15 protein-coding genes are annotated in these 26,138 nt (G+C 71.8%); 5 read left to right on the top strand and 10 right to left on the bottom strand.

Annotated features, from left to right (window positions below):
• Positions 1-15: 15 nt before the first annotated feature.
• From CLV43_RS19635 to CLV43_RS19605, 7 genes are all read right to left on the bottom strand, one after another.
• Positions 16-1,620, bottom strand: coding sequence for an amino acid adenylation domain-containing protein (locus CLV43_RS19635; RefSeq protein WP_106188651.1), 1,605 nt, complete (start codon positions 1,618-1,620; stop codon positions 16-18).
• A 133-nt stretch (positions 1,621-1,753) separates the two neighbouring features.
• A complete protein-coding gene (locus tag CLV43_RS19630; protein WP_106188650.1) occupies positions 1,754-2,530 on the bottom strand; it encodes a 2OG-Fe dioxygenase family protein in 777 nt (258 codons plus the stop codon).
• 58 nt (positions 2,531-2,588) lie between these two features.
• Positions 2,589-3,578 (bottom strand): aspartyl/asparaginyl beta-hydroxylase domain-containing protein, encoded by a 990-nt coding sequence (locus tag CLV43_RS19625; protein ID WP_106188649.1) that lies wholly within the window; start codon positions 3,576-3,578, stop codon positions 2,589-2,591.
• A gap of 100 nt (positions 3,579-3,678) precedes the next feature.
• Entirely contained in the window at positions 3,679-4,968 is a 1,290-nt protein-coding gene (locus CLV43_RS19620) for an MFS transporter (RefSeq protein ID WP_106188648.1), read from the bottom strand.
• Positions 4,965-8,933 carry a non-ribosomal peptide synthetase gene (locus CLV43_RS19615; protein WP_106188647.1) on the bottom strand — a complete coding sequence of 1,323 codons (3,969 nt, stop codon included), beginning with the start codon at positions 8,931-8,933 and terminating at the stop codon, positions 4,965-4,967. The genes CLV43_RS19620 and CLV43_RS19615 overlap by 4 nt, the downstream gene beginning before the upstream one ends.
• 10 nt (positions 8,934-8,943) lie before the next feature.
• On the bottom strand, positions 8,944-9,801 hold the full coding sequence (locus tag CLV43_RS19610; protein WP_245886698.1) for a thioesterase II family protein: 858 nt from the start codon (positions 9,799-9,801) through the stop codon (positions 8,944-8,946).
• Positions 9,802-10,015: 214 nt separating this feature from the next.
• A complete protein-coding gene (locus CLV43_RS19605) occupies positions 10,016-11,764 on the bottom strand; it encodes a condensation domain-containing protein (RefSeq protein ID WP_245886697.1) in 1,749 nt (582 codons plus the stop codon).
• Between the two features lie 494 nt (positions 11,765-12,258).
• On the opposite strand from CLV43_RS19605, the gene CLV43_RS19600 reads away from it, so the two are divergent.
• The 5 genes from CLV43_RS19600 (at position 12,259) to CLV43_RS19580 (ending at position 23,982) form a co-directional block, all read left to right on the top strand.
• Positions 12,259-20,091, top strand: coding sequence for a non-ribosomal peptide synthetase (locus tag CLV43_RS19600; RefSeq protein ID WP_106188645.1), 7,833 nt, complete (start codon positions 12,259-12,261; stop codon positions 20,089-20,091).
• A gap of 56 nt (positions 20,092-20,147) precedes the next feature.
• A complete protein-coding gene (locus CLV43_RS19595; protein WP_106188644.1) occupies positions 20,148-20,360 on the top strand; it encodes an MbtH family protein in 213 nt (70 codons plus the stop codon).
• Positions 20,361-20,468: 108 nt separating this feature from the next.
• On the top strand, positions 20,469-21,533 hold the full coding sequence (gene hppD / locus CLV43_RS19590) for a 4-hydroxyphenylpyruvate dioxygenase (protein WP_106188643.1): 1,065 nt from the start codon (positions 20,469-20,471) through the stop codon (positions 21,531-21,533).
• On the top strand, positions 21,530-22,672 hold the full coding sequence (locus CLV43_RS19585) for an alpha-hydroxy acid oxidase (protein WP_342749797.1): 1,143 nt from the start codon (positions 21,530-21,532) through the stop codon (positions 22,670-22,672). The genes hppD and CLV43_RS19585 overlap by 4 nt, the downstream gene beginning before the upstream one ends.
• Positions 22,669-23,982 carry an aminotransferase-like domain-containing protein gene (locus CLV43_RS19580; RefSeq protein ID WP_106188642.1) on the top strand — a complete coding sequence of 438 codons (1,314 nt, stop codon included), beginning with the start codon at positions 22,669-22,671 and terminating at the stop codon, positions 23,980-23,982. The genes CLV43_RS19585 and CLV43_RS19580 overlap by 4 nt, the downstream gene beginning before the upstream one ends.
• 206 nt (positions 23,983-24,188) lie before the next feature.
• On the opposite strand, the gene CLV43_RS48475 is transcribed toward CLV43_RS19580, so the two are convergent.
• From CLV43_RS48475 to CLV43_RS19565, 3 genes are all read right to left on the bottom strand, one after another.
• Positions 24,189-24,386, bottom strand: a complete 198-nt coding sequence (locus tag CLV43_RS48475) for a hypothetical protein (RefSeq protein WP_106188641.1) — start codon at positions 24,384-24,386, stop codon at positions 24,189-24,191.
• Positions 24,373-25,095: an MIP/aquaporin family protein gene (locus CLV43_RS19570; protein WP_106188640.1), complete on the bottom strand. Its 723-nt coding sequence runs from the start codon at positions 25,093-25,095 to the stop codon at positions 24,373-24,375. Before CLV43_RS19570 ends, CLV43_RS48475 begins: the two co-directional genes overlap by 14 nt.
• Before the next feature lie 226 nt (positions 25,096-25,321).
• Entirely contained in the window at positions 25,322-25,933 is a 612-nt protein-coding gene (locus tag CLV43_RS19565; RefSeq protein WP_106188639.1) for a TetR/AcrR family transcriptional regulator, read from the bottom strand.
• Positions 25,934-26,138 lie beyond the last annotated feature (205 nt).

Below are 26,138 nucleotides of genomic sequence, written 5' to 3'. Positions count from 1 at the left end.
TCCTGTCCTTTGTGGTCATGGTCGAGTGCCTGTCAACGCCGCGGAGTCGTTGTCGGCACCTTGGACGCGGCAGAGGTCCGCCAGGGCCGCGCGGTCCACTTTTCCGTGCGGGCTCAGGGGAATGCGCGGGATGTTCGTGAACCGGGACGGCAGCATGTTCCGCGGCAGGGTGCGCAGCAGACGGGTGCGCAGGTCGTCCTCGGCGAGCTCGGTGTCCGAGGGCACGACGAACGCGTTCAGCTCGGCTTCGCCGTCGTCGTTGTGGACGGCCACCACGGCCGCCTCGCGGACGCCGGTGAGCCTGCCAAGGGCGCGTTCGACGTCGACCGGGTCGATCCGCATGCCCCGCACCTTGACCTGGGCGTCCATCCGCCCGGCGACGACGAGCTCCCCGTTGTCGTCGATCCGGCCGCGGTCTCCTGTGCGGTACAGGCGCAGCGGCGTCCCCGCACTGTCGATGGTCGTGAACTTGGCGTTCTCAGGGCCGCCTGCGCCGAGGTAGCCCGCGCCGACGCCGGCCCCGGAGATGCAGATCTCGCCGTACTGGCCCGCTTCGACCTCGCGCAGGTCGGCGTCCAGGAGGTGGATGGAGGTGTTGTAGGCGGGCCGACCGACCGGGGCGACGTCGTGCTCGCCAGGCCGGTAGCGGGCCAGGTCGTAGGAGGTGGCGACGTCTGTGCACTCGGCGACGCCGTACTGGTGCAGCAGGGTGCAGGTGGTCTCCGGGCGGCGTGCGAAGTGGGTGAGGCGCTCGCTCTTCAACGCCTCCCCGCCGAACAGGATGAAGTCGAGCCGGGCCAGGGCGTCGCCGCCGCGCGCGGTTTCCCAGTCGACCAGCAGGTACAGGGTGCTGGAGGCGCAGTGCAGGACGCGGATGTCGTGCTCGGTGAGCATGCGGTGGGCCAGCATGGCGTCGAAGTTGCGGCTGGCCATCAGGTGTTGGGTCGCGCCGCAGAACAGCGGTGTCATCAGGGCGCGCTGGGACAGGTCGAAGCCGAAGGCGGAGACGACCAGGTTGTGGGAGCCGTGGTGCAGGCCGTACTCGAGCTGGAGCCAGTTCATCAGGTTGAACCAGCCCTCGTGCCGGACCGCGGCCAGCTTGGGGGTGCCGGTCGAGCCCGAGGTGAACACCGCGTAGCAGAGGTCGTCGCCCGTGGTGCGGACGTCGGGGACGGTCGCCGGAAGGGCCGCTAGTTGATCCGCGAGCTGGTCGAGGTCGATCACCTCGACGCCCGCGGACTCGACCATCGCGGCCGTCGCGGGGGAGGCCACGATCAGGGCGAGGTCGGGCACCTGTCCGAGCAACAGCCGCAGACGGGCTGGGGGATAGGCGGGATCGAAGGGGACGTACGCCGCGCCGGCCTTCAGGGTGCCGAGGATGGCGACGATCATGTCGATCGAGTAGTCGAGGCAGATGCCGACCTTCGCCCCGCGGCCGTGGCCGCGTGCGATGAGCAGGTGCGCGAACCGGTTGGCCCGCGCGTCGAGCACCGCGTAGCTCACCTGTCGGCCGGACCACACGACGGCGACGGCGTCGGGGGTGGCCCGCACGTGCTCCTCGAAGCGGCGGTGGACGACGGGTGACGGCGGCAGGGCCACCTGTTCTCCCACAAGGATCATGAGCTCACTCCGGTAGGCGGGGTGTGCGGTCGGCGGGCCGCCGCGACACCCGGCAGGGGTTCGCCCCGTGTACACCGGGGCAGGGCGCTCCAGCGGCCGCCCACGTCTCGACGGGCGGCCTGGATGCGGCGTCTCAGATGTGCTGCCGCATCGGGGTGAAGTCGACCAGGACCACCGCGCGCTCACCCGTCTCCGGGCCGTCCCCCCGCCTGATGGGGGCCACGTAGTGGCTGACCTTCTCGTCGGTGACGCCGTAGGACTCCAGTGGCTTGGCCAGTTCGAACTCGGCCAGGGCCTCACCGGCGGGCACGTCCTCGGGCTGCTTGCCCCGGTACTTCGGCGGCGCGATCACGTTCGAGCCGCCGACGACGTTGCGGCGGTAGACCAGGTGCGCGAAGACGAACGGCTCGCCGTCCTGGTGGAGCTCGTTGGGCGAGGAGATGGCCTCGTGGCCGGGGTCGTCCACCGCCAGCTTGATCAGGTGCACCCCGACGTGCAGGGGGAACGCCGCGTCGTCCGGCGACCACCGCGTCTGGGCGAAGTCGAAGGACAGGATCTTGTGGATGATCGGGTTGTTCTTGGCCGCCTCGGTCATGGCGGGCAGCTTGCGGAGCACACCGGCGTAGTCGGGGTTGTGGTCGGCCTGCCAGTAGCCGTTCATCCAGCCCTGCTCGCCCAGGTGCGTGTCCGGAATCCAGCTGAACTCCCGCGACCACGGGAGGAAGATGCCGCGGGCGTAGCGGCGGTTGCGCCCTTCCTCCGTCGCGTACGGGTCCGGTGGCAGGTCGATGAACTCGGCGCGGAGGTCCTGGAAGGACGCGTCGGACTCGGTGATCCCGAGCTCCTCGGCGAGGTCCCAGCGGGCGAACCCGTTGTCGACGAGGGTGGTCGATTCGATGAGTGTCTGCATGGCTTTTCCCAAGTGGTGTCGGTGTTGGGTGGACTGCGGTGGTCGGAGGTTCGGGTGGTCAGACCGCGGCGAGCCGGTGCGCCGGGCGGAGGACCACCTGGCGTCGGCGTCCGCGCCTGGTGGAGAGCTCCACCCGCGGGTCGTCGTCGAAGAGGTCGAGGCGCAGCAGCCGTTCCTCGCTCCAGCCCAGCAACCGGAACTCGCCCGCGCCCAGGTGCAGCAGCTCCACCGGCGAGCACCCCGCGACGCGCAGGACCAGGCCGTCGTCCTCGGCGCTCACCTCGGCGGCGAGGTCGCTCTCCCGGTCGTTGACCACGGGAAGCCCCCACTCCATGAAGGAGGACGGCATCGCGAAGCGGCAGCTGAACTCGGCGAGCTCGCGCGAGGTGAGCGGCAGCACGGGGCGGTAGTAGGCGATGTCGCTGGTGGGCAGCTCCGCGCGGAAGCTGCTCGGGAACAGGGACAGCAGCTTGTCGTTGGTAGCGCAGTCCGCGACCAGGTGGATCCGGGTGCGGTCACCGGTGTTGCGCAGGGAGTGCGGTCGTTCGAAGTCGCCGTACCAGAGCGTTCCCGGCTGCCACCGCTGTTCGACACCGTCGAGCACCAGTACCGCGCCGGGATTGGTGACCAGCGGGATGTGCAGCCGCACGTAGCCGTAGAGGAGCCCGAGCGGGGTGTCCGCGTGCTCCTCGACGGACACGCCGGGGGCCAGGGCCATCAGGCGGACGCTGCGCAGTTCCGTGCCCAGTTCGGACAGGACCTGGGCGAGGTAGGGCGCCTTCGCCATCAACGGCGTGTCGGCGAACCTGTCGCGTCCCGGACCACCGGGGTCGGTTCGCTGGAGGTCCCCGCCCGGCGCGCGCAGGGGGAGGACCTTCCAGTCCACATCGGATTCCTCGACGACGGCCCCGTCTTTGAAAGACCGCTGCAACGCCCAGAATTCGGAGTCGCTGAGCGCCGCGAGATCCGCTTTCAGTCGATCGGTGTCCAGGTCGTCCCTGAGCACCACCGCGGACGGGAGGTTTTCCAGGGAGTTTTTCTCGTGCATGAAACCCTCACTTCGATGATGTTCTCATTGCCATCGAGATCTTGCTTCGCTGTCGCGCCCGAAAAGGCCTGTGAAGGCGGGCAGAAGCGACCGGTTCATTTTAGGGTATTGCATGTTCTCCCTTGGTCGCAAGAAGTGGAACAGCGGATTCCGGGAAATCGTGCATTCGTCGAATCGGGCTGCGCAGAAGAATGGCCGTTGCCGATACCTGCAGACCGGCCATCATCCACAACGTCTCCCGGACACCGCACAGCTCACCGAGCGTGCCGCCCAGCAACCCGCCGACCGTGATGGCGCCGAAGCTGATCACGGCCGCGCTGGCGCTGATGCGCCCGATCAGGTCGGGTGGGCAGTACCGCTGGCGGAAGGTGTCGGTGATGATGTTCGCCGCGACCGCCCCCGCACCGACCCCGACCCCGCCGCCGACGAAGAACGCCAGACCGGCCCCCTGGCTGGTCAGCGGGAAGAGCAACGTGAAGGGCGCGGCAACCAACAGGCAGCCCACCGCGGCCCGCGCGCTGCCGTACCGCCGGGACAGGCGGTGGGACAACAGCGCCCCGAGGACGCCGCCGAGACCGCACAACGTCAGCACCGCGCCGACCACGGCCTCGCCGGTCCCGACCGTCCGCACCAGGAACGCCACCTCGATCGAGCTCATGGCGGTCAACGCGATGTTGGACACCGCGCTGTACGCCGCGAGCGTGCGCAGAACGGGATCCCGGAACAGGAATCTCAGACCGTCGCCGACCTCGGTGCGCAATCGGCGCCGTCGGACCTCCGGGGGCGGAGGGGGCGGCGGTTCGGTGATCCTGATCGCCCGCAGGCAGAGCCAGGACACCAGGAAGCTCAGCGCGTTGGCCGCCAGTCCGGCGACGGCACCGAAGAACTGCACCAGCATCCCGGCCAGACCGGGGCCGATCACCTCGGCTGTCGACTGGCTTCCTTGCAGTCGCGCATTGCCGGCCAGCAATTCCTTGTCGGAAAGCAGCGTCGGCAGGAAAGCGCGTTGCGCGGTGGTGAAGAAGACGCTGGCGCACCCGCAGACGAATGCGGCCGCGAGCAGATGAGGAATGGTGAGCACGTCCGCCCAGGCCGCTATCGGGACGCTGAGGAAAGCGACGAAGGACACGGCATCGGCGACCAGCATCACCGGGCGGCGGGCGAGGCGGTCCACCCAGGCGCCCGCGGGCAGACCGAGCACCAGCCACGGCAGGTGGGCGACCGACGTCAGGAGTCCGACGACGAAGGTGCTCGCGTGCAGGGTGAGGACGGCGACCAACGGCAGCGCCACCACGGCGATCCCGTTGCCGAGCAGGCTCGTGGTCTCCCCGAACCAGAACAACCGGAACTCGCGCCCGGTCACCGAGCCTTGGCGGGTCGTGCCGCTCATCGTCGCCCCGCAATGGGTCGCGGGGTGTCCAGCTGGGCGAGCTTCCCGGCGAGGACGGCGCCGATCCGGGAAATCGGCTCCGCCCGGGTGATCTCCCCGTGGGCGCAGTCGACTTCGTGCACGTCGAGCCGCCCGGTCACGTGGCGGCGCCAGGATTCGGGTTCGGGGGCGTCCTGCGGCCTCCTCTCCGTGGCGGCGACGAACACCACGTCCCCCTGGTACGTCGTGGGCCGGAGTTCCTGGTAGATCCGGTCGTTGTCCACGAACACCCGAGCCAGCGCGGCGGTTTGCCCACGCGTCAACCACTCGAGCTTGCTGCCCGGTCGACGGACCACCCGCTCGTAGTCGTCGAAGCCCAGCCGTTCCCCGCCGCACTCGGGAAGGTCGTACCCCAAGGACTCGAGCAGTTCGGCGAACGTCTCCGAGCTGCCGTCCTCCAGTGGCCGGTGGTCGGGGACCGAGTCGGGCGGGTAGCCGTCCAGCAGCGCGAGCAGGTCGACCTGGGCTCCACCGGCCTGGAGGTCGGTGGCCACGAGGTGGGCGAGCACAGCACCGAAGGACCACCCGAGCAGCCGGTAGGGCCCTTCGGGTTGGACGGACCGGATCTGCTCCACGTAGTCCTCGACCATCCGGCGCCAGGATCCGCCGCACGCCTTCGCGTCGGTGAGACCTCGGGCTTGGAGGCCGTACACGGGGTAGCCGGAGTCGATGTGGCCGAGCAGGCCCGCGTAACCCCAGCTGATCCCGGCGGCCGGGTGCACGCAGAACAGCGCGGGCCGATCGCCTCCTGTCCGCAGGGGGAGCAGGGGCGCCAACGGGTCGTGCCGCGCGCCGGCGGTCAGCCGGTCCGCCAGGGCGGCGACGGTGGGCGCCTGGAACAGGTCCACGATGGTGAGGTGGCCGCCGAGCACCGCTCGCACCCTGGAGAGCAGCCTGACGGCCAGCAGGGAGTGACCGCCCAGCTCGAAGAAGCTCTCCTCGGCGCTGACCCCGCTGAGTCCCAGGACCTCCGCGAACAGGTCGCAGAGGACCTCCTCGTGGGGTCCGCTCGGGCCGCGCGACGCCGCGCGGTTGGCGAGGTCCGCGGGCGGCAGCGCGTCCCGGTCGAGCTTCCCGTTGGGCGTCATCGGCAGCCGGTCCACCGGTTGGAAGAACGACGGGATCATGTGGTCGGGCAGGATCGAGGCCAGCCGGTCGCGCAGCTCGCGCGGGTCGAGCGCCTGGTCCGCGGCCGACTGCACGTACGCCACGAGCCGCTTGTCCCCCCTGGCGTCCTCGTGCACGGCCACGGCTGCCTGCGCCACGCCGGGACAGCGGCTCAGCGCGGCCTCCACCTCGCCGAGCTCGATCCGGAAGCCCCTCACCTTGACCTGGTCGTCGACGCGGCCCAGGTAGTCCAGCCTGCCCTGGCGGTCCCACCGGACCAGGTCGCCGGTGCGGTACATCCGGGTGCCCGTCTCCCCGTCCACGGCGTAGGGGCAGGCGACGAACCGTTCTGCGGTCGCGGCCGGGCGGTTCAGGTAGCCGCGGGCCACGCCGGGGCCCGTCACGTACAGCTCGCCCGGCACGCCCGGCGCGACGGGGCGCAACCGCTCGTCGAGCACGAAGACCCTGGTGTTCCCGATCGGCTTGCCGATCAGCGGGTGCGGGCTGTCCGCGACGTCCCACCACAGCGCGTCAAGTGTGCATTCCGTGGGGCCGTAGAGGTTGTAGCCGAGGGTGCTCGGCGCCTCCCGGATGCGCTTCCACAGCGACTGGCCCGCGCCTTCCCCGCCGAGCAGCAGCACCAGCGGCGCCCGTGGCCCGGACAGCAGGCCCTCGTCGAGCAGGTACTCCGCGTAGGTGGGGGTGACGTCGAGGACGTCGACCCCGGCGGCCCTGACGTACGCGGTCAACGCGACGGCGTCGCGCCGGACGTCGTCCCGGATGACGTGGAGCTCGTGCCCCGCCAGCATCCAGAACAGCGCCTCCCACGACGTGTCGAACGACAGCGAGGCGGTGACGGCGGACCTCAGCCGCCTGCCCGCGGCGGCCTCGGCGCGCGTGATCATGCCCGCGCGGTGGAAGGCGTACAGGTTGCTCAAGGCGGAATGCGGCGTCACCACGCCCTTGGGGCGGCCGGTTGATCCGGAGGTGTAGATGACGTAGGCGGCGCTGTCGGGCAGTACCCGGCACCCCGGGTCGGCCACGGGGCCCGACGGCGTCCCGATCCGGTCAGCGAACACCGCGGGCAGCTCACCGAACCCGTGCGCTTGCGCGGTCGCGGTGTCCGTGACGACGGCGACCGGTGCGGCGTCGCGCAGCACGTGCTCGATGCGGTCCGGTGGGTATTCGAGGTCGACGTGCAGGTAGGCCGCACCCGTCTTGAGCACCGCCAGCATCGCCACGACGGACTCGGCCGACCGGGGCAGGGCCAGGGCGACCACCCGCTCCGCCCCGGCCCCCTGGGCACGCAGACGGCGTGCGAGCAGGTTGGCACGGGCGTTGAGCGCGGCGAAGGTCAGCCTCGTGCTCCCGCACACCACCGCGGTCGCGTGCGGCGTCTGCGCGGCCTGCGCCTCGAAGAGCTCCGGCACGGTGGCCTGCGACGTGGGTCGGGCGCTGTCGTTCCACGCGACGAGGGCCTGGTGCCGTTGCTCGGCGGAGAGGGGGTCGGCGTCGCTGATGGGTCGCTGCGGGGCGGACACGAGTTGCTGCAGCAGCCTGGGGAGGGCATCGGCGACGTGCTCGACGGTGTCCCGGTCGAACAGGGCGGTCGCGAACTCGAGGGAACCGTCGATTCCGGCCGCTTCCCCGTCCGGCGCGCGGTGCTCCCGGAAGTCGGCCGACAGGTCGAACTTCGCGACCTCCCAGACCTGGTGCTCCTCGGTGCAGTCCAGGCCCGGCAACGAGAGCGTCGTCTGGTCCCCTCTGGACAAGGTGAGCATGACCTGGAAGAGCGGATGCCGTGCCAGCGACCGTTCCGGGTTCAGGTCCTCGACCAGCCGCTCGAAGGGAACGTCCTGGTGGTCGTAGGCGGCGAGATCGGTGTCGCGCACCCGGTGCAGCAGCTCGCTGAACGTCGGGTCGCCGGCCACGTCGCTGCGCAGCACGACCGTGTTGGCGAAGAAGCCGACGACGCCTTCCAGCGCGTCGTCCGGGCGTCCTGACAACACGGTGCCGATCGGGATGTCCGTACCGGCCCCCAGCCGGGACAGCAGCACGGCAAGCCCGGCCTGGAGCACCATGAAGGTGGTGCACCCGTGCTCGGCGGCGATCGTGACCAGGTGGCGGTGCAGATCGCCGTCGATCTTCAGCGGTACACCGTCACCGCGGTGGTCGGCCATCGCGGGGCGCGACCGGTCGAACGGCAGGTCCAGCTCGGCGGGCAGCCCGGCCAACTGCTCCCGCCAGAACGACAGCTGGGTCGAGAGCAGGCTCTCCGGGTCGTCCTCCTCGCCCAGCACGTCGCGTTGCCACGCGGCGTAGTCCCGGTAGCTCACCGGCATCGGCGACCACCGGGGTGCCTCGCCCTCGACCCTGGCGCGGTACGCCGCGGCCAGGTCGGTGAGCAGCGGCTGCCAGGACCCCTCGTCGCAGGCGATGTGGTGCAGCACCAGCGCCAGCACGTGTTCCCGCGGTGCCAGGGCGAACACCGTCGCCCGGACGGGGAGGTCGACCGTCAGGTCGAAGCCGCGGTCGAAGGCGGCGGACAGCGCGTCGGCGAGCCCGCTCTCCTCGCACCCGACCACGTCCGGCACGGGGCGTCGGTCGAGTACGCGCTGGACGGGTTCGCCGTCGACATCGGGGTACACCGTGCGCAGCACTTCGTGCCGGTCCGCCAGGTCGGCGAACGCCGCCGCCAGGGCGGTGAGGTCCAGTTCGCCCCTCACGCGGATGGCGAGCGGGCAGTTGTAGGCCGCCGACCCGCCGTTCACGCGGTTCAGGAACCACAGCCTCTGCTGGGCGTAGGACACGGGGGACACAGGGGACTCCTCAGGAGGCAGAGCCGGTCGCGGCCGGGGTGATCGAGGCGATCCGGCTCGGGAGGGACTGCCAGATCTCCGGGGTGTAGAAGTGGCCGCCGCCGAGCACGTCGTACCGGTACGGGCCGGTGGCCAGGGCGCTCCACCGGGCAGCCGCGTCGGCGCTGATCAACGGATCGTCGGCGCCGAAGAACACCTGGAGCGGCACGCCCACCTCGGCGCCGCCGTAGACGAAGGTGTTGCGGACGTCGATGTCGGCCCGGATCAGCTCCAGGGCGACCTCGGTCAGGCCTGGGTGGTCGCGGACGTGCTGGGGCAGCAGGCCATGGGTTCCCAGCCACTCCAGGAGTCGGTCGTCCGTGTCCTGGGGGGTGGGGAGGAGTTCGCTGTCGGTCAGACCGCGGTCCGGGGCGTTGCAGGAGGACAGGACGAGCGCTTCGGGCTTCCTCGCCCCGTCGCCGTCGAGCCGGGCGGCCACGTCGAAGGCCATCCAACCGCTCATGCTGTGTCCGAAGAGGACGTACGGGCCGAGGTCGGCTTCGCGCAGCGATCGGGTGACATCGGCTGCCAGTTCGTCCCAGTCACGGGCGAAGTCCTCGGCGAACCGCCCCTCCCTGCCGGGGTAGCAGAGCACGACCAGGTTCGTCCCCGCGGGCATGTGCTCGACCCACGGCCGGTAGGCGGCCGTGCCACCGCCGAAGAAGGTCAGGCCGACCAGAGTCCGCTCGGCGTTCGGTGTCCGGTGCAGGGGCACCAGCGTGGTGTCCAGTACGCCGCTCACCGCGACTCCCCGGTGGACGTCGGCCCGGCAGGCGGGCACGTCGATGTTCGCGGGCCACGGGGAGTGCTGTCGCTCCGCATTGGCCACGACGGGAGAGGAACCATTTCGTCGAACGCGTTGTTCACGGAATCGTCCTTTCGAGGTGGTCGGGTCATGGCGATCAGGTCCGGCGCGCCTTCCCGACCGATCTCGGTAAGGGCTGCGCTTTTCCCGGTAGAACAGCGGGTGAGAAGAAGAGGCTTTCCGGCCAGAGGGAAAGGATGTCCTCGACCACGATCGGTCCATTTCGGCGTCGACTTCCTCAGAAGGGCCGCAGATCGGATTGGATCTCTTCGAGTTCCTGCAGGCTGAGCGAGCTCAGGGTCAGGTCGGGTGGGGCGAGTCCGCCCGCTCCGGGTTCGCGGGCGTGCGCGACCAGGGCCCGGAGCATCCGGAACCACGACTCCGCCAGCTCGCGGGTGTCCGCCTCGGACACGACGCTGTCGGCCCAGGTCCAGGTCGCCCGCAGCGCCGGGCCGTCCGCCCGGTCCACGGTGGCCACGTTGACCTCGATGCTGTGGGCCATCGGCATGCCCGATCCGGTGTCGTCCAAACCGGTCCCGTACTCCGGTACGACCGACCAGTCGTCGTCGGAGACCTCGAATCGGCCCAGGTAGTTGAAGACGAACTCCGGCTGCGCCGCCTCCTCCAGCAGTGCCCCCGTCAGCGGGTTCAGGTAGCGGAGCAGGCCGTACCGGACTCCCTTGTCGGGGACGCCGCGCATCCGCTCCTTGACCTGCCGCACCGCGTGCCCCACCGCCGCCCCCGCGGCGTGCGCGTCCCCCCGGTGCGGTTCACCCAGGTCGAGCCTGATCGGGAACAGGCCGGTGAACCAGCCGACGGTGCGGGAGACGTCCACCTCCGCGAGCACCTCCTCCCTGCCGTGGCCCTCCAGGTGCAGCAACGCGGTGCCGTCGCCCGCCGTGCCGCGTCGGCCGTGCCAGTCGCCCATGGCCTGCGCGAGACCGGCGAGGAGAACGTCGTTGACACCGGCGTTGAACAGCGACGGCACCGTGGTCAGCAGCGCCTCGGTGAACTCGGCGGGCAGGGACTCGGTGAAGCTCCGGTCCCGGCTCTCCACGTCCTGGCCGGGCACCCTCGCCCGGTCGCCGAACCGGGCGGCGCCGGGACGCAACAGGTCGAGCCAGCCGGGGAGCTGCGCGACGGTGGCCTGTGCCTGCGCCTGCTCGCCGAGCACTCCCGACCAGCGGCGGAACGAGGTCGGCACCGGGTCGAGGGTGATCGCGGCACCCCGCTCGACGGCCTGCCAGGCCGTCGAGAGGTCTGCGGCCAGGACGCGCCAGGAGATCGAGTCGACGGCCAGGTGGTGGACGACCAGGGCGAGCAGGCCCTGACGATCCGGTCCCGCGTCGAACCACACGGCCTGCAGGACGTTGCCCTCGGTGGGGCGCAGCCTGTCGCGCGCCGCGTCCGACTCCTGCCGCACCAGCGCGGCCCACTCCTGCTCGGGGTGGCCCGTCACGTCGGTCCGCCGGATGGCCGAGGCCGCGTCGACCGCGCCCACCGGCCGGGTCTCCAACACCCAGTCCGCCTCGTCGCCCGACGTGGAGAGCCGCAGGCGCAGCATGTCGTGGTGGTCGAACAGGGCTTGCACCATCGAGATCAGACGGGGTTCGGTCAGCCCTGAGGGCGTCCGCAGGACCGCGAACTGGTTGTAGGTGTCGACCACGCCACCGCGTTCCCGGAACCAGCGCATGATCGGGGTGGTGGCGACCGGCCCCACCCCGCGGTCCGCGACGGGCGCGGGCTCCTGGGCCAACGGGGTGGCCGTCCGCGCCAGTGCTTCCACGTCCGGCTGCGCCAGCACGTCGCCGACGGTGATCCGCAGACCGGCCTTCCGCGCCCGGCTGACGAGCTGCATGGCGATGATGCTGTCCCCGCCCAGCGCCACGAACCCGTCGCCGATCCCGACGTCGCCGACCCCGAGGACGTCGGCGACCAGTTGGCAAAGGATGCGCTGATGGCGGGTGGCCGGAGTTCCCCCGGTCACACCCGAATTCACTGCATCGAAAGGACTGGTCACGTTTTCCCTCATTCCGCGTCCGATCTGGAATCAAGTACGAAATTAGCGAGCGGCGCTCGTCGGTACCGGCAGTCGGAGCGGCAATTTGCGGAGACACCGCGAAAGAACGCACCTGGATTGCCGGTGTTATTGCCGCCGGACGCGACGGCGCGCGCCGACGATGGCATGCGCGACGTCCAAACGGAATCGCAGGGAGGTTCAGCGGTGGCAATCCAGCAGCCGGTCCGGTCGGCGGTCGACCTCGCGACGTTCGGTGGTGGCCGGACCGTCCCCGGTGGACTCGGGATCAGGCCCCGGCCGACGGTGACCGATCAGGCGGTCCACCGGGTACCGGGGTCCGGCCCGCCGCCGTCACCCGCGCTACCCGCCTCGCCGCCACCCGGATCGACCGGGTGGGACCGGACGATCCCGCGGCGGCCCTCGACCCCATCAGACCTCTGCCGACCGGAAGTTGACCACTCATGAACACCAGCCAGCAGGCGGTCGAGGACATCCTGCCGCTCTCCCCGCTGCAGGAAGGCATCCTCTTCCACTCGGGGTTCGACCCGGAGTCCAGGCACCTCTACATCGCCCAGTTCACCGTCGACCTGCGGGGCGACCTGGACCCGGCCGAGCTGAAGGCGGCGGCCGGCGCGCTGCTCCGGCGGCACGCCAACCTCCGGGTCTCCTTCACCCACCGCAAGACGGGCGCCCCCATCCAGGTGGTCCGCCGGGACATGCCGCTGGCCTGGGAGGAGAGCGGCCCGGACGGCGGTGACGACCCGGAGGCGCACGTCGCCGAGGTCACCGAGCGGGACTGGGCGCGCGGTGTGGACTTCCAGCGGCCGCCGCTGCTGCGCTTCACCCTGGTCACCCTCGGCCCGCGGCGCCACCGCCTGCTGGTGACGGCCCACCACCTCGTGCTGGACGGCTGGTCGTTCGCCCTCCTCTTCCGCGAGCTGTTCGCCCTGTACAGCGGCACCGAACTGCCCCCGGCCCGGCCCTACCGCGACTACCTGACCTGGCTGGCCGCGCAGGACCGCCCGGCGGCCGAGCACGCCTGGCGCACCGCGCTCGCCGACAGCGGACAGCCCACCCGACTGGCGTCGACCGACCGCGGGGTGTCTCCCGGTGCGACCCCCGAGGACTTCGTCGTGCGGCTGACGCCGGAGCGGACGGCGGCGCTGAAGGACCGGGCGCGTGGCTGCAACCTGCTGTTCACCACGGTCATCCAGGGCGCGTGGGCGGTCGTGCTGGCGCGCAGCACCGGTCAGGACGACGTGGTCTTCGGCTGCACGGTCAGCGGCCGTCCGGACGAGCTGCCCGGCGCCGACGACATGATCGGCATGCTGATCAACACCGTGCCGGTCCGGGCCCGCCTCGACCGCGCCGCGTCGCTGCGCGAGCTGTGCGCGGAGCTGCAGCGGCAGCGCGTGGGGCTGCTGGAGCACGACCACCTCGGGCTGACCGAGATCCAGCGCCTGGCGGGCTCGTCGACCGCGCTGTTCGACACCAACCTGGTCTTCGACAACTTCCCGATGAGCGACTACACGCTCGACGTGCCGGGTCTGGAGGTCGAGATCCGCTTCCGGGACACCACCCACTTCCCGCTGTCCCTGGTCGTGGAACCTGGCCCCGCGCTCGAACTGCGGCTCAGCCACCACCCCGAACTGCTCGACCGGGACCGGGTCGCGGACCTCGGCGGCAGGCTGGCCCGGCTGCTGGAGCGCTGGACGGCGGACCCCGACCTCCCGCTCGGCGCGCTCGACACCCTCACCGACGAGGAGTACGACAAGGTCGTCACGGTCTGGAACGACACCGCCGCCGAACTCCCCGCGACCACCCTGCCCGAACTGTTCGAGGACCAGGTGGCCCGGACCCCCGACGCCACGGCCGTCGTCTTCGAGGACCGGTCCGTCACCTACCGCGAGCTCGACCACCGCGCCGACCGGTTGGCGGCCGCGCTGGCCGCGCGCGGCATCGGCCCCGAGTCGCTGGTCGCGGTCGCGCTTCCCCGTTCGGTCGAGCTGGTCGTCGCCCTCTACGGGGTGCTGAAGGCCGGCGCGGCCTACCTCCCCCTGGACCTGGACCAGCCCACGGCACGCGTCGAGGGCATCCTCCGGGACGCCGCCCCGGTCCTGGTCCTCGCCACGGGCCCGCAGTCGTACGGCACCGTCCCGGTCCTACGGATGGACATCCCGCTGCCCGACGCCGGTCCTTTCCGGTCGCCGGTCCGCTCGTCGCGCCACCCGGCGTACACGATCTTCACCTCGGGTTCCACCGGCAGCCCCAAGGGCGTGGTGGTGTCGCACGAGGGCGTGGTCAACCGGCTGCTGTGGATGCAGGAGGAGTACCCGCTCACCGCCGACGACCGGATCCTGCAGAAGACCCCGTGCGGGTTCGACGTGTCGGTCTGGGAGTTCTTCTGGCCGCTGCTGTTCGGCGCGACCCTGGTGGTCGCCAAGCCCGGCGGACACCGCGACCCGGTGTACCTCGCCGAGCTGGTCGAGCGCGAGTCGGTCACCACCGCGCACTTCGTGCCGTCCATGCTGGAGGTGTTCCTCCGCGAGCCGACCGCCCCGCGGGCCCGCTCGCTCCGCCGGGTGATCTGCAGCGGCGAGGCCCTGTCCACCCGGACCCAGGACGCGTTCCACGAGGTGCTTCCCTGGGCGGGGCTGCACAACCTGTACGGGCCCACCGAGGCATCCGTGGACGTGACCCTCTGGGCCTGCCGTCCCGGCCCCGCGACCACCGTCCCCATCGGCAGGCCCGCCGCCAACACCCGTACGTACGTGCTGGACAGGTGGTTGCGACCGGTGGCGCCCGGCGTCGCGGGAGAGCTGTACCTGGGCGGCGTGCAACTGGCGCGCGGGTACGCGGGGCTGCCGGGCCTGACCGCCGAGCGGTTCGTGGCCTGCCCGTTCGGCACCGGCGAGCGGATGTACCGCACCGGGGACCTCGCCCGCTGGACGTCGACCGGGGTCCTCGAGTACCTCGGCCGCACCGACGACCAGGTCAAGATCCGCGGCTTCCGCGTCGAACCGGGCGAGATCCAGGCCGTCCTCGCCCGCGCGGAGTCGGTCGCCTCGGCCGCCGTCGTCATCCGCGAGGACCGGCCGGGCGACCGCCGCATCGTCGCCTACGTCGTCCCGCGCCCCGGCGCCGATCCCGCGCCCGAGGCGCTGCGGTCCCAGGCGGCCAGGGAGCTGCCCGAGCACATGGTCCCGTCGGCCGTGGTCGTCCTGGACGAGCTGCCGGTCACCGCGAACGGCAAGCTCGACCGCCGGGCCCTGCCCGAACCCGTCTACCGGGTCGGCCGCGCGCCGCGCACCGCCCGTGCGGAGATCCTGGCCGGGCTGTTCGCCGCGGTGCTGGGCCTGGACGCCGTGGGCGCCGACGACGACTTCTTCGAACTCGGCGGCAACTCCCTGCTGGCCGTGCAGCTCGCCGCGCAGATCCGCACCGCGTTCGGGGTGGCGGCCGGGGTCCGCGAGGTCTTCGGCGCGCGCACGGTCGCCGCGTTGGCCGCGTCCCTGGACGGCGCCGGCCAGGCCCGCCCGCCACTGCGCCCCGCCGACCGGCCCGCCACCCTCCCGCTGTCCGCCGTCCAGCGCGGGCTGTGGTTCCTCCACCGCCTCGACGGCCCCAGCCCCGCCTACCACTGCGTGGTGGCCACCCGGCTCACCGGCCCGCTCGACCTCACGGCGCTGCGCACCGCACTGGCCGACCTGGTCGAGCGCCACGAGACCCTCCGCACCGTCTACCCGGCGGCGGCCGCGGACGGCGAACCGGGCCAGGTCGTCCTGCCGGAGGTCCACCCGGACCTCCTGGTCCTCGACGCGGCCGACGCCGACGTCACCGAGATCGCGGCCCGTCCCTTCGACCTGACCACCGACGTCCCCCTGCGGGCGTCCCTGCTGACCGCGGGGCCGCAGGAGCACACGCTGGTCCTGGCGATCCACCACATCGCCACCGACGGCTGGTCCTGGGAACCGCTGCTGCGCGACCTGAGCCAGGCCTACGACGCCCGCAGCCGAGGCGAGCGCCCCGGCTGGGCCCCGCTGCCGGTGCAGTACGCCGACTACACGCTCTGGCAGCGGGAGCTGATCCGCGAGGAGGGCGAGGCACAACTGGCGTACTGGCGCGAGGCGTTGGCGGGTCTGCCAGAGGAGATCGCCTTGCCCCTAGACCGCGCCCGGCCCCCGGTTCCGGACCACACCGGGGCCGTGGTCGACCTCGACCTGGGCCCGGAACTGACCGCGCGCCTGACCGAGGTGGCCCGCACCAACGGCTGCACGCCCTTCATGGTGGTGCAGGCCGCGCTCGCCGTGCTGCTCTCCCGGTTCGGCGCGGGCACCGACATCCCGCTCGGCACGGTCACCGCGGGCCGGTCGGAGGAGGCGCTGGAGGAACTGGCCGGGTTCTTCGTCAACACCCTGGTGCTGCGCACCGACCTGGCGGGCGACCCGAGCTTCCTGGAACTGCTGCGCCGGGTCCGGGAGTCGGACCTGGCCGCCTTCGCCCACCAGGACGTGCCGTTCGAGCAGGTCGTCCAAGCGGTCAACCCGCGCCGCTCGCTGGCCCGCAACCCCCTGTTCCAGGTCATGCTGACGATGCGGAGGGCCGTCGGACAGGCGCTCGACCTGGTCGGCCTCGAGGGGGAGACCACCGAGGTCGACTTCCCCGTGGCCGAGTTCGACCTCGCCTTCCAGTTCGTCGAGAGGCCGGTGGCCGAGGGCGGCCTGCACGCCGTGGTCAAGTACCGCACCGACCTGTTCGACCGGGACACCGTCGACACCCTCGGCCGACGCCTGCGGTCGGTCCTGGCCCAGGCGGTGGCACGGCCGCGCGGTCGGGTCTCGGAGCTGGACGCGCTCCTGCCGCAGGAGCGGGACCGCCTCCTGGGCGACCCGGTGAGCCCGGCGGAGCCGTCCGTCCACGACGGCGTGCACCGGGCCTTCGAGGCGCAGGCCGCCCGCACCCCCGAGGCCGTGGCCCTGAGGTCCGGGCCCGTCGAGGTGACCTACCGCGAGCTGAACGATCGGGCGGACCGGCTGGCCCACCGGTTGACCGCGCTCGGCGTCGGCCCCGAGCACCTGGTGGCCGTGCTGATGCCGAGGTCCCCCGAGGTCGTCGTGGCGCTGCTCGCCGTGCTCAAGACCGGTGGCGCCTACGTCCCCCTGCACCACGACTCACCGCCCGCCCGCACCCAGCGGATCCTGGACGACACCGGTAGCCCGGTGCTGCTCGTGGACGACGCCTCCCGTGCACAGGGGCTGCGCACCGGGCACGTCGTCGAGGTGCCCGGTGCGCAGGGTCCCGGTGGTGCGGCGGTGATGGCGGTCGACTGCCGCCCCGACCAGCTCGCCTACGTCATGCACACCTCGGGCTCCACCGGCGTGCCGAAGGGCGTCGCCGTGAGCCACCGCGCCGTGCTCGACCTGGTGGCGGACAGCGGCTGGCGGACCGCCGAGCCGCAGCGCGTCCTGTTCCACGCGCCGCACGCCTTCGACATCGCGAACTACGAGCTGTGGGTGGCCCTGCTCTCCGGCTGGCAGGTGGTCGTCGCGCCCGAGGGGGACCTCGGCGTCGCCGAGCTGGGCAGGCTGATCCGCGACGAGGCGATCACCGCGGTCCACCTCACGGCCGGGCTGTTCCGGGTGGTGGCGGAGGAACGGCCGGACGTCCTCGCCGGGGTGCGGGAGGTGCTGACCGGCGGTGACGTGGTCACGCCCGCCGCCGTGCGCGCCGTGCGCGCCGCCTGCCCCGGTATCGCGGTCCGGCACCTGTACGGGCCGACGGAGGCGACCCTGTGCGCGACGTCCCACCTGGTCGCGGACGACGAGCCGGGACCGGTGCCGATCGGCACGCCGTTGGACGACACCCGTGCCTACGTCCTGGACGAGAACCTGCGGTTGCTGCCGCCGGGCGCGACGGGCGAGCTGTACCTCGCGGGTGCCGGGCTGGCCCGTGGCTACCTCGGGCAGCCCGGCCAGACGGCCGAGCGGTTCGTCGCCGACCCGTACGGCGCTCCCGGCACGCGGATGTACCGCACCGGTGACCTGGCCCGCCGCCGGGCCGACGGTCGCCTGGACTTCGTCGGCCGGGCGGACGAACAGCTCAAGATCCGTGGTTTCCGGGTGGAGCTGGGAGAGGTGGAGGCGGCGCTGTCCGGCTGCCCTGGGGTCCGGCAGGCCGTGGTGACCGCCCGGCCGGGACCGGACGGCGAGAAGCGGATCGTCGCCCACCTGACCGGGACGGCGACGGTCCCCGAGGCGCGCGCCCACCTCGCCTCGCTGCTGCCCGAGTTCATGGTGCCCTCGGCCCTGGTCGTCCTGGACGAGCTGCCGCTCACCGCCAACGGCAAGGTCGACTACAAGGCGCTGGAGGTGCCCGAGCCGACGGCCGCGACGGGCCGGGCACCCAGGACTCCCCAGGAGCAGGTGCTCGCCGGGCTCTTCGCGGAGCTGCTGGGCCTGGACGAGGTCGGCACCGACGTCAGCTTCTTCGACCTGGGCGGGCACTCCCTGCTCGCGACGAGGCTGGTCAGCCGGATCCGGACCGCACTCGGCGTCGAACTCTCGCTGCGCGACCTGTTCCAGGCGCAGACGGTCGCCACCCTCGCGGAACGCGCGGGCCGGGCCTCCCGCGCCCGGACTCCTCTGCGCCGCCGGGAGCGACCCGTCGACCCGCCGCTGTCCTTCGCGCAGCAGCGCCTGTGGTTCGTCCACCAGGTCGAGGAGCGGTCCTCGATCTACAACATGCCCGCCGCCTTCCGGCTGCACGGCGTCCTGGACCGGGCCGCCCTCGAAGCGGCACTCGGGGATGTCGTCACCCGGCACGAGGTGTTGCGCACCACCTTCCCCGAGACCGAGGGCCTGCCCAGCCTCCAGCTGCTCTCCGAGGAGGAGGCCCGCGCCCGGCTGTCCCTGGAGACCGCGACGGTCACCGAGGCCGGGCTGCCCGAGGCGGTCGCCGCGCTGACCGTCCACGAGTTCGACCTCGCCACCGACCTACCGGTCAAGGCGCGGCTGTTCGAGATCGGCCCGGACGAGCACGTGCTGAACCTGGTGGTCCACCACATCGCGGGCGACGGCTGGTCCTGGGATCCGCTGCTGCGCGACCTGACCCTGGCCTACACGGCCCGTTCCCGCGGCGAGCGGCCCGACTTCGCCCCGTTGGCGGTGCAGTACGTCGACTACACGCTCTGGCAGCGCGAGCTGCCGACCGCGGACGGGCTGGACTTCTGGACGCGGCACCTCACCGGTTCGCCCACCGAGCTGGCGTTGCCGTTCGACCGGCCGAGGCCGCCGGTGGCGAGCCATGCAGGCGGTTCGGTGCCGGTGGTCCTCGGCGGTGAGCTGCACGCGCGGTTGTCGGAGGTGTCCCGAGAGCACGGCTGCACCCTGTTCATGGTCCTGCAAGCCGGACTCGCGGCACTGCTGTGCGGGCTCGGCGCGGGGGACGACATCCCGATCGGCACCCCGGTGGCGGGACGCTCGGACGAGGCGCTCGACGACCTCGTCGGCTTCTTCGTCAACACCCTGGTCCTGCGCACCGACCTCTCCGGTGACCCGACCTTCGCCGAGCTCCTCACCAGGGTGCGGGAATCGGACCTGACCGCCTACGACCACCAGGACGTCCCCTTCGACCAGGTCGTAGAGGCCCTCAACCCCGAACGCTCCCTCGCCCGCCACCCCCTCGTCCAGGTCATGGTCCAGCTCCAGAACGAGCAGCCCGCGATGCCCCGGTTCCCCGGGACCACGGCGCGGTCGTACCCGGTGGACTCACGGGTGTCGAAGTTCGACCTCGGCTTGGACCTGACCGAACAGCGCGCCGCCGAGGGGGCCCCGGCCGGTCTCAGCGGCGAACTGACCTACGCGACCGAGCTGTTCGAGCACGGGACCGCCGAGCGCATGGCCGCCGCGCTGGTCGAGTTGCTGGAGCGGTGCGCGGCCGATCCTGGGCAGCGGGTCAACGCGGTCGCGGGCCTGTCGCGGTGGCACCAGGCCGTGCTCGGCGAGCCCGGTACCGAGTCCGGTACCGGGGCGGATCCCGGTACGGGGGCCGAGTGGCGGATCCGCGAGCTGTTCGCCGAGGTGCTGGAGCGCGACGAGGTCGGGGCCGACGACAACTTCTTCGCGCTCGGCGGCCACTCGCTGCTGGTCACCCGGTTGATCAGCCGGGTGCGCGCGGAATTCGGTCTCGAAGTGCGCATCCGCGAGGTGTTCCAGCACCCGACGCCCGCCGCGATCGCCGCCCGGCTGGCCACCGCGCCCAAGGCCCGCCCTGCGCTGCGTCGCTCCCCGGTCTGAGCCGGTCCCTCCCTGCCCGTCCCTACCCGCCAATCAGGTGAGAAGAGAGAACACCCATGACGAACCCCTTCGAAGACGAAGAAGCCACCTACCTCGTGCTGGTGAACGAGGAGAACCAGCACTCGCTCTGGCCCGCCGCTCTCGATGTTCCCGCCGGCTGGACCACCGTCCACGGTCCGGGGTCCCGGCAGGCCTGCCTGTCCCACATCGAGCAGAACTGGACGGACCTGCGGCCTGCCAGTCTCGTCGCCGCCATGAGCGACGGGTGATCCGATGCCGCCCCGGATCCGCGTCCGGCGCGTCACCCGCCCTCGCCTGAAGCACCGCCCCACCCGCGTCGCTCCCAGTACTCCCACCACCCGACGAAAGGTCCTGCCATGACCCACGCGCCCGACTTCCGCCTCGGCCACGTCGAGTTCTACGTCGCCGACCTGGCGGCGGCCTCGGCCGAGCTGACCGACCACTACGGTTTCCGCCCGGTCGCCCGCGCCGCCACGGCGGAGGCCGACTCCCTCGCCCTGCGGCAGGGTCGGATCACCCTCGTCCTCACCCAGGCCCGTACCGACGACCACCCGGCGGCCCGCTACGTCCGGGCCCACGGGGACGGTGTGGCCGACATCGCGCTCACCGTGACCGACGTCTTCGTGGCCTTCGGCGCCGCCGTGGCACGCGGGGCGGTCGCGGTCGCCCCGCCGTACCGGCACGCCGACGGCCGCACCACCGCGGTGATCGAGGGCTTCGGGGACGTGGTGCACACCCTGACCGAAGCCGGCGGCGACTTCGCGGTGCCGCCGGGCTTCACCCCGGTCGAGGACGCCGACGCGGCGGGCGCGGGTGAACTCCTCACCGAACTCGACCACTTCGCGATCTGCATCGAGGCGGGCGAGCTCGACCGCACGGTGGAGCACTACACGCGGGTGCTCGGCTTCCGGACCATCTTCACCGAGCTCATCAGGGTCGGCGCCCAGGCGATGGAGTCGCAGGTGGTGCAGAGCGCGTCCGGCGAGATCACCCTGACCCTGATCCAGCCGGACGCCACCGCCGAGCCCGGCCAGATCAACCGCTTCCTGGAGCGGCACGGCGGGCCCGGAGTGCAGCACCTCGCCTTCACCGCCACGGACATCGTCGAGGCCGTCGGCACCCTCCAGAAGCGCGGAGTCGACTTCCTGACCGCCCCCGAGGCCTACTACACCCTGCTGGCAGGCCACCTCGACCTGACCCGGCACACCATCGCCGGCCTGCGTGAGCTGAACGTGCTGGTGGACGAGGACCAGGACGGCCAGCTGTTCCAGATCTTCACCCGCTCCACCCACCCGGACAGCACGCTGTTCTACGAGGTGATCGAGCGCTTCGGCGCCCGCACCTTCGGCAGCGGCAACATCAAGGCCCTCTACGAAGCGGTCGAGGCGGAGCGGCTGGCCTCCGAGGGAGTGTCCCTGTGACCGCCGTGGCCGATCCCGTCACGACCGGTTCGGGACCGGTGTCCGTGGCGGAGTTCGCGGCCGTGGCGCAGCGGGTGCTGCCCGCCGGGATCTGGGACTTCGTGGCGGGCGGCAGCGACACCGAACTGACCCTGGCGGCCAACCGGAGGGCACTGGACCGGATCGGGCTCGTCCCCAGGGTCCTCACCGGCAGCCCCGGCTGCGACACCAGGGCCGAGCTGCCCGGCGCCCCGGCCGCCGCCCTTCCGGTCGCCGTCGCGCCGATGGCGTACCAGCGGTTGGTGCACCCGGACGGGGAGCGGGCGACGGCGAGGGCCGCCGCGGCGGCCGGGGTGCCGTTCACCCTGTCCATGCTGAGCAGCCAACCCGTCGAGTCCGTGACCGCGCAGGGTGGGGTCACCTGGTTCCAGCTGTACTGCCTGCGGGACGCCGGGGCCACGGCCGACGTGGTCCGCCGGGCCGAGGAAGCCGGATGCGCGGCGCTCGTGGTGACCGTGGACGTCCCGCGGATGGGCCGCCGGCTGCGCGACCTGCGCAACGGCTTCGCGCTGCCGACGGACGTGGCCGCCGCCCACCTGGACCCGGCGAGCCTCCGGTCGACCCACGAACGGCGACCCGGTGCCTCCGCCGTCGCCGTGCACACCGCCGAGGCCTTCGCGGTCGGGCTGGGCTGGGACGACCTCGCCCGGCTGCGGGAGAGCACCCGGCTGCCGCTGATCGTCAAGGGGGTCCTGGACCCGCGGGACGCGGCGCGCGTCGCCGAACTCGGCGCGGACGCCGTGGTGGTCTCCAACCACGGCGGACGCCAGCTCGACGGTGCCGTGGCCAGCGTGGACATGCTGTCCGCGGTGCGCGAGGCCCTGCCCGAGCGGTGCGGGGTGCTGCTGGACAGCGGGATCCGCGGCGGCACCGACGTCCTGAGGGCGCTGGCGCTGGGCGCGAGCGGTGTCCTGCTCGGCAGGCCCGTGCTGTGGGGGCTCGCCGTCGACGGCGAGGCAGGCGTCCGCCGGGTTCTCGACCTGCTCGCCGCCGAACTGCTCTCCGCCCTGGAGCTGTCCGGCTGCGCCGACCTCGACGCCGCCCGGCGGCTGACGGCACGAGTGGCGGACGGTCGTCCTGCTCCGGGCGGTGTCCGATGACCGCGGTCGTGCCGTCCACGTCGGTCCGGCTCGACCCGGCGGATCTGCACGCCTCGCTCTCCGACCCGGCGATGCGGTCGATGAACTTCCTCAACGAGGTGGCGGGCCGCTTCCCGGACGCGATCTCCTTCGCGCCCGGCAGGCCGACCGAGGACGGCTTCGACCTCGCCGACCTGCATGCCTACCTCGACGCTTACGCCCTGCACTTGGCGGAGACGAAGGGGTACGACCGGGCCCGGGTCCACCGGGAGCTGTTCCAGTACGGGCGCACCAAGGGCATCGTCCACGAACTCATCGCCCGGCAACTGGAGCTGGACGAGGGGATCACCGTGGACCCGGAGGCGATCCTGGTCACCGTCGGCGCCCAGGAGGCGCTTTGGTTGGTGCTGCGCGCCTTGCGGGCCACCGACCGCGACGTCCTGCTGGCCGTGGCACCCACCTACGTCGGGTTGACCGGCGCCGCACGACTGCTGGACATGCCGGTCCGCCCGGTCCGGGAAGGCCCCGACGGGGTAGACCCGGACGACCTGCTCGCACAGCTCGCGGCCGCCCGTGCCGAGGGGCTGCGGCCCCGCGCGCTGTACCTCGTCCCCGACTTCTCCAACCCCAGCGGCCGCAGCATGACCCTGCCAGGCCGGGCACGGCTGCTGGAGATCGCCGCCGAACAGGACCTGCTCCTGTTGGAGGACAACCCGTACGGGTTCTTCCAGGCCGTGGAGGGGGAGCGTCCTCCGACGCTGAAGGCGCTCGACACCGGTCAGCGGGTGGTCTACCTCGGGTCGTTGTCGAAGACCTGCTTCCCCGGTGCCAGGGTGGGTTTCGCGGTCGCGGACCAGCGCATCGCCGGACGCGACGGCGCCGGAGGACTGCTCGCCGACGAGCTGTCCAAGGCGAAGAGCATGCTCACCGTCAACACCTCCGCGGTGAGCCAGGCCCTGGTCGGCGGGATGCTGCTGAAGCACGGGGGCAGCCTGCTGCGGGCCAACCGCCGACAGATCGACACCTACCGCCGCAACCTCGACTGCCTCCTGCGAGGACTCGCCCGACGCCTCGGCGGCCTGGACGGCGTCCACTGGAACACCCCCGGCGGCGGCTTCTTCGTGGGCCTGACGGTGCCGTTCCCGGTCACCGACGAACTGCTCGACGTTGCGGCGAACCGGTACGGCGTCCTGTTCACGCCGATGCGCCACTTCCACGACGACGACGAGGTGGCCGCGCACCAGATGCGGCTGTCGTGCAGCTCCCTGACCACCGACCAGATCGAGACGGGACTCGACCGGCTGACCGGTTTCATCACCGCGCGGATCTGACCACCGAGCGCGACCGGGTCATCGCCGATCAGTTCCCGCACCTGGTGTGGGCGTCCAGCTCGCAATGCGAGCAGACCCGCGCGCCGCGGTCGGGCCCACAACGATTGCCGTGGGCCCGACCGGAATCGTGAATCAAGCGCGCGAGGTCGTGCCGAATCGGTTGGGTATTCCGATTTCGGTTCGGCAGCAGATCAGGGGCGGGGCTGCTATGGGTCGAATTCTGCTTCCTTCTTCGGGGAAAGGTAGGCTTCTAGCTGCGTGCCAACGTGGATCGGGTAGAAGCGCGAGTCGTGGTAAACGCCTTCGATGATCCAGCCCTCGGTGATCGCCGAACTGCCTGCCAGGCACTCCAGGTGGCCGGCGACGTCGGCAGGTATCGGCTCGGTGGGCTCAGACCCGTTCAACGGTCGGCCGTGCGGCCTTGAGTCCGCTGACCACCTCGTACAGCAGGGCTGCCGCCAGGCCGCCCACGATCGGGCCGACGAGGTAGACGACCAGGTGCGACCAGGCGACCTCGCCGCCCGTGACGGCGAGCACCAGGTCGGGGCCGAGCGTGCGGGCGAAGTTGACCGAGGCGCCGGTGAGGGGGCCGATCGCCATGATCTGGACGGCCAGCGCCAGTCCGATGCCGAAGCCGGCCACGCCCTTGGGTGCCGACGGCGTCACGGCCAGCGCGTAGACGGCGGTGACCAGCAAGAACGCGCCGAACGCCTCGGCGAGGACGCCCTGCCCGACGTTCACACCCCCGGCGAGGGTCGTCGCACCGAGCTTTCCGGTGGCACCCGATCCCGTGTAGGCCAGGTGGACCACCGTCGCGCCGAGCGTGCCGCCGAGGAGCTGCGCGACGACGTAGGCGGGCACCTCGCGCCAGGGGAACCGGGCCCTGGCGGCCAGGGCGACGGTGACAGTGGGGTTGAAGTGGCCGCCGGAGGCGGAGCCGAACGCGTAGATGGCGACGGCGAGGGCGAGTCCGTGGGCGAGCGCCACCACGAGCAGTCCCGGTCCGCCCGCGTCGACTCTGGCCACGGCCGCGGCGGCCCCGATGCCGAAGAGGCACAGGATGGTGGTTCCGGCGAGTTCGGCGAGCAGTCGGCGCGCCAGCGGCGTCTCCATGCAAGGAGTCCTTTCGATTCCGGTGTGGGACGACTCCGATCTTCACGGGAATGGCTGGACGGGGTGACCGCCAAGTTGACCAAGGGCGCCTTACATGTTCCTTACGGGACTCGGTTGATGCCGTCCTGGAGGTGGGAATCAATCGGGTTGTTGGTTTTTCACCATTGGTCCGATTAAACGACCGGAAGACCGTCGATCCACGTGTTCGCGGCCTCCACCACCGCTGTCAGGGTGTGACCAGTGCGTCGGTGATCCGCTCCGTCAGCCACGCCTGGGCCTTGTCGTGGTTCCACCCGAAGTCGAGCACCAACCGCCGCCACGACGAGTACCCGAGGTAGTACGCGAGCACGTCGACCGCGTCGTCGACCGATCCGACCAACGCGCCCAGGTCGCGCAACCGGTTCGCGACCGCTGTGAGCTCCCGCCGGAAGTCCTCCTCGGCCAGTGCCGCCGTCTTCGCCACGGTGGCGTCCACGTGCGCGGTCGCGAGCACCAGTTCGGCGATGTCCCCGTACTCCCGCACGGCCAGCCGGACGCCTGCGACGTAGTCGGCGACGACCTCGACCGGGTCCGTGCCGGTCGCGATGCGGCCGGTCGCCTCCCGCAGCCGGGCGTCGCCGATGCCGCTTGTGATTAGTTCTGCGAGCAGCCGCGGTTTGCCACCCACGCTCGCGTACACCGTCGCCGGAGCCACCCTGGCCACGGAGGCGATGTCCTGGATGGTCGTCGCGACGTAGCCGCGGCCGACGAAGAGCCCGCGGGCGGCGTCCAGGATGGCCTGCCGCGTCAGGGCCGCGGCCTCCTTGCGGCGGGGCGAGTTGTAAGCGGTGGCTTCCACGTCGATGACTATAGGGGTTCCAAGTTGACAAGAGACTGTCTATGGTCAACATGCACAGTCTCTTTCGAACTGTGCCCGCCCGCCTGGTGGTCGACCGGGTGCGGGTGTCATCGCCGGAAACACATCAGTTGTGGAGTGCACCGTTGAGCGTCAGAGTCCTGTTTTCGAGTGGTCCCGGCGTGGGTCATGTGTTCCCGAGCCTGCC

This window comes from Umezawaea tangerina (assembly GCF_003002815.1).
Lineage (GTDB): Bacteria > Actinomycetota > Actinomycetes > Mycobacteriales > Pseudonocardiaceae > Umezawaea > Umezawaea tangerina.
The sequence above is the reverse complement of the archived record's forward strand: the minus strand, read 5'-3'. Positions and strand labels throughout refer to the sequence as shown.